Annotated in this window: 12 protein-coding genes; 9 read left to right on the plus strand and 3 right to left on the minus strand. The window is 68.3% G+C overall.

Going from position 1 to position 14,454, the window contains the following annotated elements; translation table 11 throughout:
* Positions 1 to 18: 18 nt before the first annotated feature.
* Positions 19 to 2,022, minus strand: coding sequence for a peptidase U32 family protein (locus tag AC07OC_RS01040; RefSeq protein ID WP_218340976.1), 2,004 nt, complete (start codon positions 2,020 to 2,022; stop codon positions 19 to 21).
* Positions 2,023 to 2,228: 206 nt separating this feature from the next.
* Between AC07OC_RS01040 and AC07OC_RS01045 the strand changes: the two genes are divergently transcribed.
* From AC07OC_RS01045 to AC07OC_RS01065, 5 genes are all read left to right on the plus strand, one after another.
* Complete coding sequence (locus tag AC07OC_RS01045; protein ID WP_218294580.1) at positions 2,229 to 2,903, plus strand: hypothetical protein; 675 nt, start codon at positions 2,229 to 2,231, stop codon at positions 2,901 to 2,903.
* Between the two features lie 207 nt (positions 2,904 to 3,110).
* Positions 3,111 to 4,283 (plus strand): branched-chain amino acid ABC transporter substrate-binding protein, encoded by a 1,173-nt coding sequence (locus tag AC07OC_RS01050; RefSeq protein WP_370627839.1) that lies wholly within the window; start codon positions 3,111 to 3,113, stop codon positions 4,281 to 4,283.
* Positions 4,284 to 4,444: 161 nt separating this feature from the next.
* Positions 4,445 to 4,699, plus strand: coding sequence for a hypothetical protein (locus AC07OC_RS01055; RefSeq protein WP_218340977.1), 255 nt, complete (start codon positions 4,445 to 4,447; stop codon positions 4,697 to 4,699).
* Between the two features lie 59 nt (positions 4,700 to 4,758).
* Positions 4,759 to 6,174 (plus strand): tRNA adenosine(34) deaminase TadA, encoded by a 1,416-nt coding sequence (gene tadA / locus AC07OC_RS01060; RefSeq protein ID WP_255591445.1) that lies wholly within the window; start codon positions 4,759 to 4,761, stop codon positions 6,172 to 6,174.
* Positions 6,175 to 6,232: 58 nt separating this feature from the next.
* Entirely contained in the window at positions 6,233 to 7,231 is a 999-nt protein-coding gene (locus AC07OC_RS01065; protein WP_218340978.1) for an LD-carboxypeptidase, read from the plus strand.
* Between the two features lie 112 nt (positions 7,232 to 7,343).
* Here the strand turns inward: AC07OC_RS01065 and AC07OC_RS01070 are convergent, their stop codons facing one another.
* Positions 7,344 to 7,712, minus strand: coding sequence for a hypothetical protein (locus tag AC07OC_RS01070; protein ID WP_255591446.1), 369 nt, complete (start codon positions 7,710 to 7,712; stop codon positions 7,344 to 7,346).
* A 347-nt stretch (positions 7,713 to 8,059) separates the two neighbouring features.
* On the opposite strand from AC07OC_RS01070, the gene AC07OC_RS01075 reads away from it, so the two are divergent.
* The 3 genes from AC07OC_RS01075 to AC07OC_RS01085 all read left to right on the plus strand — a co-directional run bounded on the left by AC07OC_RS01075 (position 8,060) and on the right by AC07OC_RS01085 (position 12,727).
* Entirely contained in the window at positions 8,060 to 8,989 is a 930-nt protein-coding gene (locus AC07OC_RS01075) for an adenylate/guanylate cyclase domain-containing protein (protein WP_218294584.1), read from the plus strand.
* A 118-nt stretch (positions 8,990 to 9,107) separates the two neighbouring features.
* Positions 9,108 to 11,690 carry a penicillin acylase family protein gene (locus AC07OC_RS01080; RefSeq protein WP_218340979.1) on the plus strand — a complete coding sequence of 861 codons (2,583 nt, stop codon included), beginning with the start codon at positions 9,108 to 9,110 and terminating at the stop codon, positions 11,688 to 11,690.
* Between the two features lie 23 nt (positions 11,691 to 11,713).
* Positions 11,714 to 12,727: an asparaginase gene (locus AC07OC_RS01085; protein WP_494600322.1), complete on the plus strand. Its 1,014-nt coding sequence runs from the start codon at positions 11,714 to 11,716 to the stop codon at positions 12,725 to 12,727.
* 77 nt (positions 12,728 to 12,804) lie between these two features.
* Here the strand turns inward: AC07OC_RS01085 and AC07OC_RS01090 are convergent, their stop codons facing one another.
* Positions 12,805 to 13,446, minus strand: coding sequence for a hypothetical protein (locus AC07OC_RS01090; RefSeq protein WP_218340981.1), 642 nt, complete (start codon positions 13,444 to 13,446; stop codon positions 12,805 to 12,807).
* A 228-nt stretch (positions 13,447 to 13,674) separates the two neighbouring features.
* On the opposite strand from AC07OC_RS01090, the gene AC07OC_RS01095 reads away from it, so the two are divergent.
* Positions 13,675 to 14,406: a hypothetical protein gene (locus AC07OC_RS01095; RefSeq protein ID WP_218340982.1), complete on the plus strand. Its 732-nt coding sequence runs from the start codon at positions 13,675 to 13,677 to the stop codon at positions 14,404 to 14,406.
* Positions 14,407 to 14,454: the final 48 nt, after the last annotated feature.

Consider the following 14,454-nt stretch of genomic DNA (forward strand, 5'->3'; position numbering starts at 1 on the left):
GACTTCTTCGGCCTTGCCTTAGTGCGCGACTTGCGGCCGGGCTTTGTAGAACTGGAGCGGGGCTTCCGGCACCTGGTTCAGCACCTGGCGCTTGATCTTGCCCACCACGTGCATTTCACAGGGCTTGCAGTCAAAGCGCAAGGTCAGCTTTTCCTTGCCGTTGATCAACATCAAGGGTTCGGCCTTGATGGTGCCCTGCACACCCGTCACGCCCTTGGCCTGCTTGGGGCAGAGGCTCATGCTGAAGCGCACGCAGTGCTTGGTGATCATGAGGCTGACTTCGCCTTCTTCCTCGTGCGCCTCGTAGGCCGCATCGATCACCTTGACGCCGTGGCGCACGTAAAAATCGTGCGCCTTGTGGTTGAACACGTTGCCCAGAAAGCTCAGCGTGTCCTCGGGGTAGGGCGCTGGCGGCTCGATGGGCGTGGCGCGCTGCAGGCGCTCGAAGTTGCGCGCGCGGTTTGCTTCCAGGTCGGCCAGCGCATCGCGGCGCAGCGCGTTGAGCACCGAGGCGGGCACGAACCAGGGCTCAGTCAGTTGCAGCGCAATGTCGTGAACCGCGAAGATGGTGGCGCCGAAGCGGCCCAGTTGCTCGCGCAGGCTGGCTTCGGCCTTGGCGGCATCGGTGGCAGGCTGGTGCGGCTGCTGCACATCAGTATAGCCCACGTTGCCATCCTCGTCGGTCAGCATCAGGCTGAAGCCGCAAGGCGTTTCGCTCAGGTGCGCCCACAGGCCGATGCGGCGGTCGCTGGACTTTTTCTCCAGCGTGCGCACCCAGTCCATGTCGCGGTTGCGGTTGACCTCGGTGCCCTTGCGCAGGTCCTTGAAGCCTTCTATCGGGTCCTTGGGGTACACGCGCCACTGGCCCACGCTGCGCGCGGACACGGGCTCGGCCACGTTGATGGCCATGCCCACCAGCTCCTTGTGCAGGTCGTAGTAGCACAGGCCGTCGCCGTTGTGCAGCACGGTGGCGGGGTCGCTCACCTCCAGTTCCACGAAGTCGGGGCCTACCTTGCTCACCCAGCCGATGGCCTGGCCCGGGTTCTTGGGGGTATCGAACGCGCCGATGTCTTCCTTGCGGCCGGTCACGAAGTAGTCGGTGAACTCGCGGTTGAAGTTCTGCAGCGGGTCGGGCGTGAAGGTGAAGGTGGTCCGCCCGCTCGATGACCGGCCCAGTGGCCGACCTTGCGCCTCGCGCTCTTCCAGGATCTCGTCGATCAGCGTGCGGTAGTGGGCGGTGATGTTCTTCACATAGCCCATGTCCTTGTAGCGCCCTTCGATCTTGAAGCTGCGCACGCCGGCGTCGATGAGCGCGCGCAGGTTGTCGCTCTGGTTGTTGTCCTTCATGGAGAGCACGTGCTTGTCGTGCGCGATGAAGCGGCCCTGCGCGTCGGTCACTTGGTAGGGCAGGCGGCAGGCCTGGCTGCAGTCGCCCCGGTTGGCGCTGCGGCCGGTCTGCGCATGGCTGATGTTGCACTGGCCGCTGTAGGCCACGCACAGCGCGCCGTGGATGAAGAACTCGATGTTGGCGCGGCCTGGGGCATCCACCGGCCCCAGCGCCTTGTGCACGGCGGCGATCTGCTGCACCGTGAGCTCGCGCGCCAGCACGATCTGCGAGAGGCCCGCGTCCTGCAGAAAGCGCGCTTTTTCGGGCGTGCGGATGTCGGTCTGGGTGCTGGCGTGCAGCTGGATGGGCGGCAGGTCGATTTCGAGCAGGCCCATGTCCTGGATGATGAGTGCATCGGCCCCGGCCTCGTACACCTGCCAGGCCATTTTGCGCGCGGCCTCCAGTTCGTCGTCGCGCAGGATGGTGTTGAGCGTGATGAAGATGCGGCTGTTGAAGCGGTGCGCGTGCTTCACCAGGCGCTCGATGTCGCGGATGTCGTTGCCCGCGCTGGCGCGTGCGCCAAAGGCCGGGCCGCCGATGTAGACGGCGTCGGCGCCGTGGTTGACGGCTTCGATGCCGATGTCGGCATCGCGCGCGGGCGAGAGCAGTTCGAGCTGGTGGGGCAGGAGGGACATGGGGCGTGATTATTTCAGTTTCGCCATGCCGTGGAGCATCCCTCGGGTATCGAGCACGGGGGCACGGACCTGCGTGACCGGGCGTTGTAGCGCTTCGGTCTGGTACAAAGGGCGCGGCGGGCTGCACTTGCGCCGCGCCTGTGTCCGCTGACCCACTTCCCTCCAATCCCGCCGGCGCAGCCGGTCAACGAGTGAAAAGGACTGTGATGAGTACCTCCCGCAAGAAGAAGCCCACCCAGCTGAAACTGTCTATCAACGACCTCGACTTCTACTACCTGCCAACGCGGATCAGCCTGCCTGGCGTGCGACACAGCGACCTGCACTGCACCATCGATTGCTCGTGGTTCTTCTCGAATGGCGGCGCCCACATGGGATTTGTACTGGACTGCGAAGGCGGGCAGGGCAGCTACAACCCCCATTGCGGCCCGATTTACCGCCATGGCGAGAACCTTTGGTCGGAAGGCAGAGGATTCATCTTTTTCTCGGACGGCACCATCATGGCCGAGCGATGGAATGGCACAGCCATGCCGGGACTGGTGACGGTGGCGAACACATCGGGCGCTACGTACAACCCGGTCACGCATCCAGTGATCACGGTCCACATTCAGGCGGGATACAGGGTCGGTGCATTTGCAGACAGGATGCGCATGGTGATCCACCAGGGCATCACGGTCGACGGCCCAGTCCTTTTTGAGGGAGAAGTGTCAGGAGCCGGATGGGGCTGGGACTGGACGGGGACACACAAGGCAGCCATCGCTGGCATCGGCCCCCACTTCGTTACCCCCAACGACACGGGCTGCGTGGAGGAGCGTGTCCCGCGCGATGCGCCCAATGCCGCTCTTCCATTCACGAACTTCAAGTTGCGACTGGCGCCCGGCTGAGCGCCCGCCCCTGGCTGGAGGCGGAGCGGGTCCAGTCTGCCAGGAGGTGGCGCTGGTCGCGGCATTAGCCGATTTAATGCCCCACCAAATTGCTATGTCTGCATAGCAATTGCCTGAAAAAGGGAGTGAGGGTGGCTAGGATGCGGTCCAGGCCGCCCCAAAATGGTGCGTCCGATCTCGCCCCTGCCACTCCTGGAGACTTTTACCGTGCTTCGTGCTTCCCGTCTGCGTCGTCCCCTCTCTTTCCCCCTGTCCCTGGTGCAGTTTGCCGCTGTGTCCGCGTGTGTCGCCGCTGCTGGCGCCGCCGCAGCGCAGGAGGTGCAAACCGTCAAGATCGCCCACGCGGGTCCGGTGTCGGGCGGCATCGCCCACATCGGCAAGGACACCGAGAACGGCGTGCGCCTGGCGGTGGACGACCTGAACGCCCAGAACCTGGTCATCGGCGGCAAGAAGATCAAGTTCGAGCTGGCGGCCGAAGACGATGCCGGCGACCCGCGCCAGGCCACGGCCGTGGCGCAAAAGCTGTGCGACCAGAAGGTGGCGGGCGTGGTCGGCCACCTGCAGTCGGGCACGTCCATTCCTGCGGCGGCCGTCTATGACAAGTGCGGCGTGCCCCACATCACCGCCGCCGCCACCAACCCGGACCTGACCAAGCCCGGCTACAAGACCACCTACCGCCTGATCGCCAACGACAACGCGTTGGGCGCGGCGCTGGCACTGTTCTCGGCCGACCACTTGAAGCTCAAGAGCGTGGCCATCATCGACGACCGCACCGCGTATGGCCAGGGCGTGGCCTCGGTGTTCAAGGCCACCGCCCTGCAAAAGGGCCTGAAGGTGGTGGGCGAGGAATTCACCAACGACAAGGCCACCGACTTCATGGCCATCCTCACGGCCATCAAGAACAAGAAGCCCGACGCGATCTTCTACGGCGGCCTGGACGCGCAGGCCGGCCCCATGCTGCGCCAGATGGAGCAGCTGGGCCTGGGCAACGTGAAGTTCTTCGGCGGCGATGCGCTGTGCACCGAGAAGCTGCCCGAGCTGTCGGGCAAGAGCCCTGCGCTCAAGAACGTGACCTGCGCCACGGGCGGCGCCTCGGTCGACAAGATGCAGGGCGGGGCGGACTGGAAGAAGCGCTACGACGCCAAGTTCCCCGGCCAGTTCCAGATCTACAGCCCGTACGCCTACGACGCGGCCATGGTGCTGGCCGATGCGATGAAGCGCGCCAACTCGGTGGACCCCAAGGTGTACATCCCCTTCATCGGCAAGACCGAGTACAAGGGCGTGACCGCCAACATCGCCTTCACGGCCAAGGGCGAGCTGACCACGCCCGCCGTGACGCTGTACACCTACAAGGACGGCAACCGCGTGGCGCTCAACTGAGCACCGCGGGCACGGCCCGCCACCGCTACGGCCGCCCCGCGCGGCCGTTTTTCATGGGGGTGCCCACGGCGGTTTGCCATTACAGTCGGGCCGGTAGCAAGCCGGGCAGGGCGGTCCCGCCGGCTGTGGTCCGGGCACCCCGCCCGCCAAGGAGTCTTTTCATGCGTGCTGTAGTAGGTCTGGCCGGGCTGGTGGTGGCGCTGGCTGTGGTGGGTGTCCTTGCCAGAAAGCAGCTGTCCGCCGTCCGCACGCCCGTGCCGTCGCTGCAGACAGCAGCGCCGGCCGGCGGTGCCCCGGCTTTGGCGGCGCAGCCGGCCACGGTGCGCGACCAGAGCCAGCAGATCCAGCAGCAGGTCAAGCAGCAGATGGAAGGCCTGATGCAGCAGGCGCGGCCCATCCCGGACGATGAGAAATAGGATGAAATGGGCTGCTGGCGCTTATCCTTCAAGCGCTGGTAGCTATTATTTGTATAGCAATGAATCCTGACCAAGACGCGCACTGGATGCGCCTGGCCCTGGCCGAGGCGCAAGTCGCCGTGCGCGCGGGCGAGGTGCCCGTGGGGGCCATCGTGGTCAAGGATGGCCAGGTGATCGCCACCGGCCGCAACGCGCCGGTCGAGGGGCACGACCCCACGGCCCACGCCGAGATCGTGGCCCTGCGCGCGGCGGCGCGGCGGCTGGGCAACTACCGGTTGGACGGCTGCAGCCTGTATGTCACGCTGGAGCCGTGTGCCATGTGCAGCGGTGCCATGCTGCATGCGCGCCTGGCGCGCGTGGTGTACGGCGCCGCAGATCCCAAGACGGGTGCGGCGGGCTCGGTGCTGAACCTGTTTGGCCATGCCGAGCTGAACCACCAGACCCAGGTGCGGGGCGGGGTGCTGGCCGACGAGTGCGGCGGCCTGCTCAGCGGCTTCTTCCGGCAGCGCCGCCATCAACAACGCACCGAGGCACTGGCCCGCCATCCGCTGCGCGACGACGCCCTGCGCACGCCCGATGCCGCCTTCGCGGATCTGCCCGGCTACCCCTGGGCGCCGCACTACCTGAGCGACCTGCCCAGCCTGGCCGGCTTGCGTTTGCACTACCTGGACGAAGGCCCGCAGGACGCGCCGCGCACCTGGCTGTGCCTGCACGGCAACCCGGCCTGGAGCTATCTGTACCGGCGCATGCTGCCCGTGTTCCTCTCGGCCGGGGACCGCGTGGTCGCGCCCGACCTGATCGGCTTTGGCAAGAGCGACAAGCCCAAGAAAGAGTCGGCGCACCAGTTCGAATGGCACCGCCAGGTGCTGCTGGAACTCATCGGGCGGCTGGACCTGCGCAACGTGGTGCTGGTGGTGCAGGACTGGGGCGGCATCCTGGGCCTGACGCTGCCCATGGCCTGCCCCGAGCGGTTTGCGGGCCTGCTGGTGATGAACACCGTGCTGGCCACGGGTGATGCGCCGCTGCCCGCCGGATTCCTCGATTGGCGTGCGATGTGCCGCGACAAGCCGCTGTATGGCGTGGGGCGCCTGCTGGCGCGCGGCAACCCGCACCTGGCCGGGGCGGAGTGCGCCGCCTACGACGCGCCGTTCCCCGACAAGGGCTACCGCGCCGCGCTGCGCGCCTTTCCTGAACGCGTGCCGGCATCGGAGGATGCGCCGGGGGCCGCGCTGTCGCGCCAGGCGCGTGATTTCTGGCAGCAGCGGTGGCAGGGCCGGAGCCTGATGTTCATTGGCGCCAAGGACCCGGTGCTCGGGCCCGCCACCATGCACGATCTGCACCGCCACATTCGCGGCTGCCCCGCGCCCACCGTGCTGGCCGACGCCGGGCACTTCGTGCAGGAGCATGGCGAGCCGATCGCGCGGCAGGCTGTGGAATACTTCTCGTTTCCCGGCGCCGGCCGTGCCACCGGCTGACATGGCGCCAGACGGACTCTCTTTTTGACGGAGCAGGCCCCTTCACGGCCTGAGCGCTTTGCAAGACCATTCACACGATCATCCCGGTCACGACCATTCCCAGTGCAGCCACGACCACGGCCCCAAGCACATCTACATCTATTCGCCGTCGAGCGCCGTGCAGGACAAGGTCGCCTTCAAACGCGGCCTCGCCCGGCTGAAGGCCCTGGGCCATGAGGTCGAGGTGGATGCGGACGCCCTGGCCGTGCACACCCGCTTCGCGGGCGACGACGCCACCCGCCTGGCCGCCATCCACCGTGCCGCGGCCAGCGGCGCCGATGTGGCGCTGATCTCGCGCGGCGGCTACGGGCTGTCGCGCATCCTGCCGGGCATCCGCTACAAGGCGGTGGCCAAGGCGATCGCGGGCGGCACGCGCTTCGTGGGCGTGAGCGACTTCACCGCCTTCCAGACCGCGCTGCTGGCCAAGACGGGCGCCACGTCATGGGCCGGCCCTTCGCTGGGCGCCGACTTTGGCGTGGCCGGCGAGCCCGACGACATCATGGAGGCCTGCTTCGACGATTTGCTGACCGGCCATGGCGAAGGCACGGGCTGGCGCATGAACAATGAAAAGCCCGGCGCCGCCACGGGCAAGCCGGCCGTCCCCAATGTCTACGTGAAAAGCGCCACGCTGTGGGGCGGCAACCTGGCGGTGCTGGCTTCGCTGGTGGGCACGCCGTACCTGCCGGCCATCAAGGGTGGCGTGCTGTTCCTGGAAGACGTGCACGAGCACCCCTACCGCATCGAGCGCATGCTCACCCAGCTGCTGCACGCCGGCGTGCTGGCCCAGCAGAAGGCCGTGGTGCTGGGGCAGTTCACCAACTTCAAGCTCGCGCCGCACGACAAGGGCTACAAGCTGCAGTCGGTGGTGGACTGGCTGCGCACGCAGATCAAGGCGCCCGTGCTCACGAACCTGCCCTTCGGCCATGTGGCGACCAAGGTGCTGCTGCCCGTGGGGAGCACGGTATCGCTGTCGGTGGAAGGGCGGGATGCGCTGATCTACTGGGGACACCAGCACTGATTCGGTGCTGCCTTCAATCGCCTGCCTCTGGATTCCTGCCCGCTGGGCCCAGGGGATGCCGGGCGGCATGGCACCTGCCAGCGGCGGGTGTCCGCCCGGGCTGGGGCTCGGGTCAGGCGTTGCCGGGAGGGGGCTGGGCCGGGCGCAGTGCACGTGGCAACTGGCCCTGGAACAGGGGGGTGACCTGGTCGATCACGCCCCGCGCGCCGGTTTCGCCGCGCAAGGGCACGAGCGTGCTGAAGAGATCGATGCGCAGGTACCACAACGCTTCGATGTCGCCGGCGTAGCGCAGGCGCATGTTCATGCGCGCCACCTCGCAACCGCTCATGCCCGCCAGGCTTTGCAGCATGGCCCGGCGTACCTCCTCCAGCCCGTGGTCGCGCACCCAGGCCGTCGATGACGGCTTGTCACGGCCCAGAAGGTCGTGAAGGTTGTTGCGGAGATTGGGCTTGTTCCAGCGCATGGAGGGAGGCGGACGCATTTTTTGTAACAGGGTCGGCCAAATTAAGCGGGAGCGAGGCGCCACGCAAGGGGCGCGCTACTGTTTTTGCGTAAAGACAACAGACGCACCTTGTTTGTTGCGAACTTTTACGTGTTTGTTGATTTTTTTGGGATGGCCGGCAAATCGCGGGTGGCAACCGCCGCCATGTGCCGCCGGGCCCACGAAATTCACTTTGCCTGGGGCACCCCCGCAGCGCCGTCAGGTCCCGGGTGGCGCCATCGGACGCCTGGCGGCGCCAGGCAACGATTCTTGACGCTTTCATGGGTGCGCCGCCAGGGCGCTTGCACTAAACTGATTCACATGATGTTACCAATAGGCCGGTGTCCATGAGCGTGCTGTCGACGATGGTCTTTGCGGACATCTCGGGCAGCACCGCCTTGTATGAAGCGCTGGGCAACGAGCGCGCCACCGAGGCGGTGACCCAGGTCACGCAATGGATCAGCGACACCATCCAGACGCACGGGGGGCGGGTGGTCAAGAAGCTGGGCGACGGGGTGCTGGGCGTTTTTGGCGATGCCGCCAGCGCCGTATCCGCCATGGCGGCCATGCTGCGCGAGCACAAGGCCCGCCAGGAGCGCTGGCCCCAGCCCTTGCGCATGGAGGTGCGCGTTGGCGTGGCCAGCGGCGAAGTGGTGGATGTGGATGGCGACTGCTATGGCGATGCCGTCAACGTCGCCTCCCGGCTGTGCGAGCGGGCCGGCCCGGCCGAGATCTGGGCCACCGAGACCACCGTGCTGCTGGCGGGGGCCGCGCCGGATGTCTGGTACCGCAAGCTGGGCATGATGGACATTCGCGGCAAGGCCGAGCTGCTGATGCTCTACCACGTGGAGTGGCGCGAGGACGAGGCGCCCGACTCCCTCACCATGCAGGCTTCCCTTGTCAGCAACTTTGCGCCGGCAGACTCGATCCTGGGGCACATCCAGTTCTCGTGGCACGGCGTGGACCGCACCTTCACCTCGTCCGACGCCCCCGTCCTGGTGGGGCGGGCGCTGCACGCCCAGCTGTGCGTCGACGATCCGCGCGTCTCGCGCCTGCATGCGCGCATCGACTGGCGCAACAGCGGCTTCGTCCTGACGGACATGAGCAGCTTTGGAACCTGGGTGCGGTTCGAGGGCAGCGATTCGCCCGTGCGGCTGCGGCGCGATGCCTGCATCCTGCATGGCACCGGGCACATCGCGCTGGGCGTTTCCTTCACGGAGCCCAGTGCGCCGACCATGAGCTTCCACGTGGCCGGAGGCAGCGTGCGCCTGCGCTGACGGGCTGCGCGAGGGACTTCCGCCATGGGGCTGCCCGGGCGCCGGGCACCTCCTTCGGGCCGGTCGCGGCCCGGGCGATACGGACACACGACACACCCAACAACAGGAGACAACAAAGATGGCATGGATGAAGCGGACGGCCCTGGGGCTGGTGGCGGCGGCGCTGCTGGCAGGCGCGGGCGCGGCGGTGTATGTGCAGCGGAGCTTTGCGAAACTCGACGGCGAACTGGGCGTGGCGGGGCTGGGCAGCGCGGTGCAGGTGCGGCGCGATGGGGCCGACGTGGCCCACATCCAGGCGCGCACGCCACAGGACGCCTGGTTCGCGATGGGGTATGTGCACGCGCAGGAGCGCACCTGGCAACTGGAGTTCAACCGCCGGGTCATGCATGGCCAGCTGTCGGAGGTCTTCGGCCCCGCGACGCTCGAAACCGACAAGCTGATGCGCGCTCTGGACATCATGGGCGCGGCCCGGCGCCAGTACGCAGGCCTGCCGCCCTATGCCAAGGAGGCCTTGCAGGCCTACAGCAAGGGCATCCACGCGTTCCACCTGAAACGGCCCCAGGCCCTGCCCCCCGAATTCCATGTGCTCGGCGTCCAGCCCGGCGGCGCGGCGGGCGCGGTGTGGGAGCCCGAGGACAGCGTGGGCTGGGCGCTGATGATGGCACTGGACCTGGGCGGCAACTGGGGAACGGAATTCGCGCGCCTGTCGGTCGCGCGGACGCTGGACACCGACCGCCTGTGGCAATTGATGCCACCCTATCCGGGCGAGAAGCCGGCCGCATCGGCCGACCTCGCCGCGCTGTACCGGCAGCTTGGGGTGTACCGCGCGGCTGGCGCGGGCTCCACGGCGGCCGGGCCGGGCGGTGCCGGCGGGCTGGCGGCGGCCAGCGGGGCAGCCAGCCGCAAGGACGAAGGCCTGCTGTCGCGGCAGATCAGCACCGGCATGCTGGCCTGGGCCGATGAATTGACGCGCAACGCGGGCACCAATGAAGGCAAGGGCAGCAACAACTGGGTGCTGGCGGGAACCCGCACCGTCAGCGGCAAGCCGCTGCTGGCCAACGACCCGCACCTGGGGCTGTCGGCCCCGGCCATCTGGTACTTCGCCGGCATGCAGGCGCCCGCCGGCACCGCGTCGGACGGCACGCCCATCGCCGCCATCGATGCCGTGGGGGCCACCTTGCCCGGCCTGCCATTCGTGGTGCTGGGGCGCACCGACCGCGTGGCCTGGGGCTTCACCAACACGGGGCCGGACGTGCAGGACCTGTACCTGGAGCAGATCAACCCGGCCGATGCGGCGCAGTACCGCACGCCAGAAGGCTGGGCGCCCTTCACGGTGCGCAGCGAAACCATCCGCGTCAAGGGCGGGGCCGACGTGCAACTGGCGCTGCGCAGCACCCGCCATGGGCCGGTGCTGAGCGACGTGCAGAAGTCGCACGCCGAGGTGCTGGACCTGGGCAAGTACGTGCTCGCGCTGCGCTGGAGCGCGCTGGACGCTGACAACCAGACCGTGCTGGCGGGCTTGAAGACCAACCAGGCCAAGAGCGTGGACGAACTCTTCGAGGGGCTGGCGCACTACCACTCGCCCATGCAGAGCGTGGTGGCCGCCGACGACCAGGGCCACATCCGCTTCAAGGCGGCGGGGCGCGTGCCGCTGCGCGATGCCGCCAACGACATCCGCGGCGTGGCCCCGTCCCCCGGCTGGGATGCGCGCTACGACTGGAAGGGCTGGCTGCCCTACGAACAAACCCCGCAGGACGATGGCAAAGGCAGCGCAGATGGCGCCCAAGGCGCCAGGGGCTGGATCGCCACGGCCAACCAGCGCGTGACGGCGCCGGACTACCCGCACTTCCTCACGCAGGACTGGGCCTTGCCCTACCGCTACGAGCGCATCGCGCAGCTCATCGAGGCCACCGAAAAACACGACGCGGCCAGCATGCAGGCCATCCACCGCGATGTGACCTCGCTGGCCACGCGCCGCCTGCTGCCCCACCTGCAACAGGCGCAGTCCGCACACGCGCTGGCGGCCGCCGCCCAGAAAGAGCTGCAAGGCTTTGACGGCGTGATGGACGCGGGCAAGGCCGCGCCGCTGATCTTCGTGGCCTGGACGGACGAACTCGCGCGCGGCCTCATCATTCCGCGCATCGGTGAAGACCGCTTCACCGCGACCTATGGCAAGCGCGACTACCGCGCGGCGCTCGAAGGCATCCTGGAGCGCAACGACACCTGGTGGTGCCAGCCCGCATCGTGTGCCGGGCAATCTGCCGCTGCCCTGGGCCGCGCGCTCGACCGCCTGCAGGCAGCCTATGGGGCGGACCCGGCCCGGTGGCGCTGGGGCACGGCGCACCCCGCGCTCAGCGTGCACCGGCCCTTTGGCAACGTGCCCGCGCTGGCGCGTTTCTTCGATGTGAGCGTGCCTTCGCATGGCGATGCGTACACCGTGAACGTGGGGCAGTACAACGCGGGCGAGGCCACGGGCCCGTATGTGAACCGCCATGCGGCCTCGCTGCGCGCGGTGTATGACCTGGCTGACCTGGAGCAGTCGCGCTTCATCTACCAGACGGGCCAGAGCGGCCTCGTGTTCTCGCCGCGCTACCGCGACATGAGCACCACGTGGGCCGAGACCGGCTACCGCGCGCTGCAGCGCCAGCCCGCGCGCTGGGTGCACGCGCTGACGCTGACCCCCGCAACCCCCGCGCAGTGACGCGCGCCGCGAGGAGCCACGCCATGGGTTTTGTTCCGTTGATCGAAGTCACCCGGGGCGGCCTGGCCGAGTGCCAGCACTGGGGCGCCGTGGCCGTGGCCCACCGCGAAGGCCGGGTGCTGGCGCGGGTGGGCGACCCGTACACGGTCACCTTCACGCGCTCCACCATCAAGGCATTCCAGGCGCTGCCCTTCATGCAGGCGGGTGGCGCACGGGCGCTTGGCTGGGGGCCGGGCGAACTGGCGCTGCTGTGCGCCAGCCACAACGGCGAACCCATGCATGTGGAGCAGGTGGACCGCATGCTGGGCAGCGTGGACCAGGACTACCGCGCGTTGCGCTGCGGCTGCCACCGGCCTCTGTTTGCCGAGCTGGGGCTCGGTTCGTTGCCCGAAGGTTTTGTGCCCGACGAGCGCCACAACAACTGCAGCGGCAAACACGCCGGTTTTGTCGCGCACTGCGTGCGACAGGGGTTGCCGCTGGACGGCCACCTGGACCCGGCCCATCCGCTGCAGGTGGCGATCCGGGAGCATGTCGCGAAGGCAGTGGGGCTCGCACCCCATCAGCTGGCCATGGGCATCGACGGCTGCTCCGCCCCCAACTACGCCATGCCCCTGGCACACCTGGCGCGGGGTTATGCGCGGCTGGCGGGCGGCGCGCCGGATACCGATCTGCATGAGAGCCTGACCGCGCTGGCCGATGCCATGGTCGCGCGGCCCGAGCTGGGCTCGGGCACCGGACGGCACGACCTGGACTTCATGCGCGCAGGGCAGGGCGACTGGGTGTCCAAGACCGGGGCCGACGGCGTGCAGGTGGTGGGCAGCCGCAACCGGGGCGAAGCCTTCGCGCTCAAGGTCATGGACGGCAACATGGTGGCGCAGGTGGCGGCGGCGGTGGAGGTGATGGACCAGCTCGGCTGGCTCGACACCCGCCAGCGCGAAGCGCTGGCCCCGCGCCGGTCCGCGCGCATCGCCAACGCCAAGGGGCTGCAGGTGGGCGAGCGGAAGGCGGTGTTCAGGCTGGAGCCGGCCGGCGGCTGAAGACCGGGCACGGGGCAAAGCCGGGCCTCCGCGCGGCGCCTGTTCAACGGGTTTTGATAAAAAGTGCCTCCAGCGCACTACTGGTAAGCGCTGGCAGCTACAAAAATAGTAGCAAACGGCTCCGTATCCGGCAGCACATAGATCACGCCGCGCGACTGGCCGAAAAGCGGCGCGATGAACTGGTTGTAGAACGCCTCGGGCGCATTCACGCAGCCGTAGCTGATGCGCTTGTCCTGCGCGCCCTGGCTGGCCAGGCGCTGGTGGCGGCGCTCGGCGGCGCTCACGCTGCGCACCCGGTGCAGCGACACGGCGGCGTCGTAGTCGATCCAGACGATGTCGTCGCCCTTGAGGTTGCGCCCGGGCTCGGTGACGAAGCGGCCCGCGGGCGTGGTGCGCTCTTCGGGGCGGATCTGCGACAGCGGCCGCTGGCCGATGTCGGGGGCGGACCGGTCGCCCAGCGCCGCACCCAGCAGCACTGGCGCGCTGCCCAACCATTGCCCCCGGGCCGAGAACACATGGATGCGGGCGGCGGGCTTGTCGATCACGGCAAAAGGCAGGCCCTGGTGGTCGGCGGTGTCGGTGGCCCAGCGCACCAACCGGCGCGCCGTGGGCGAGGCATCCTTGGGCAATTCCGCAGCGCCGACGGGCAGGGTGGCCAGCACACAAGAAGCAGCCAGGGCGGTCAGCGCGAACCGGCGGTTCGCAGTCACAAAAAACATGTCTTCATCCAAAAAAGCGTGCTCATACGCACCGCCGCCGACACTGGCGCGCTGGAGGCCCGTGCACCCGTGGATCTGGCTTCGCCAGTCCACCGGGTGCGTCCCCGTCGGGGGAAGGCGCCATCGGGCGGCTCAGGGTGCTTCCGCCAGGGGGCTTCCTTCCCCCGCCAATGCCCTCAATAATGCCTGCACCCGCGACTCTTGCGAAGCTCCTGCTTCGTCCCTGCAATGTTCGACCGCCTCCGCAAAGCATTCAGCGCATCCGGCAGTTCCGCGTCCACCCCGGGCCGGCCGGTGACCAACCGCGACGTATCCCGCTGGGCGGCCGGCCAGCGGCTGGCGATCGTGGCGCATGCGACCGACGGGCATTTCGACCTGGGCGGCGATATCCACGGCCACCCCTGGCGGCTGGAATGCGGCGCGCCCACGCGCGACTATGTGCAGGGCCTGGAGCTGCGCGGCCGCGCCGACGTGGGCGCCGACCCGGATGCCGCGGTGATGGTGATCAACCGGCCCTTGCAGGAGGTGCTGGAGGGCACCGTCTACGACGCCATCACGGACACATTGCAGACCGCCGTGAGCAGCAGCCTGCCCGAGGAAATGCGCTGGCTTTCGATGTACGAGGAAATGTCCTGGCCCGGCCTGCCCGCGTCGTTCCGCGAGCATTTCACCGTGGTGTCCGAGCGCATCGAGCTGGCCCAGCGCTGGATCCATGCGCCCGTGGTCTCGCAGCTGCTCAACGCGGTGGAAGGCGAGGGCGGCGCCGAGCGGGCGAAATCGCCGCTGGTGCTGATGCTGGCGCGGGGCCGCGTCTATCTGCGCATGGAACACACGCAGCGCAGCCTGGCCGAGATCGCGCATGCCAAGCAGCTGCTGCTGGTGGCGGGGCAGGCCGCGCTGCAGAACCTGCCGCCCATGTCGGTGGCAGGGCCGGACGACGAGCCGGGCATTGCCGGGTAGCGTTGCAAGCGCCCACCAAACGAAAACGGGGCCAGTGGCCCCGTTGTT

The organism is Acidovorax sp. GW821-FHT10E04 (assembly GCF_059415185.1).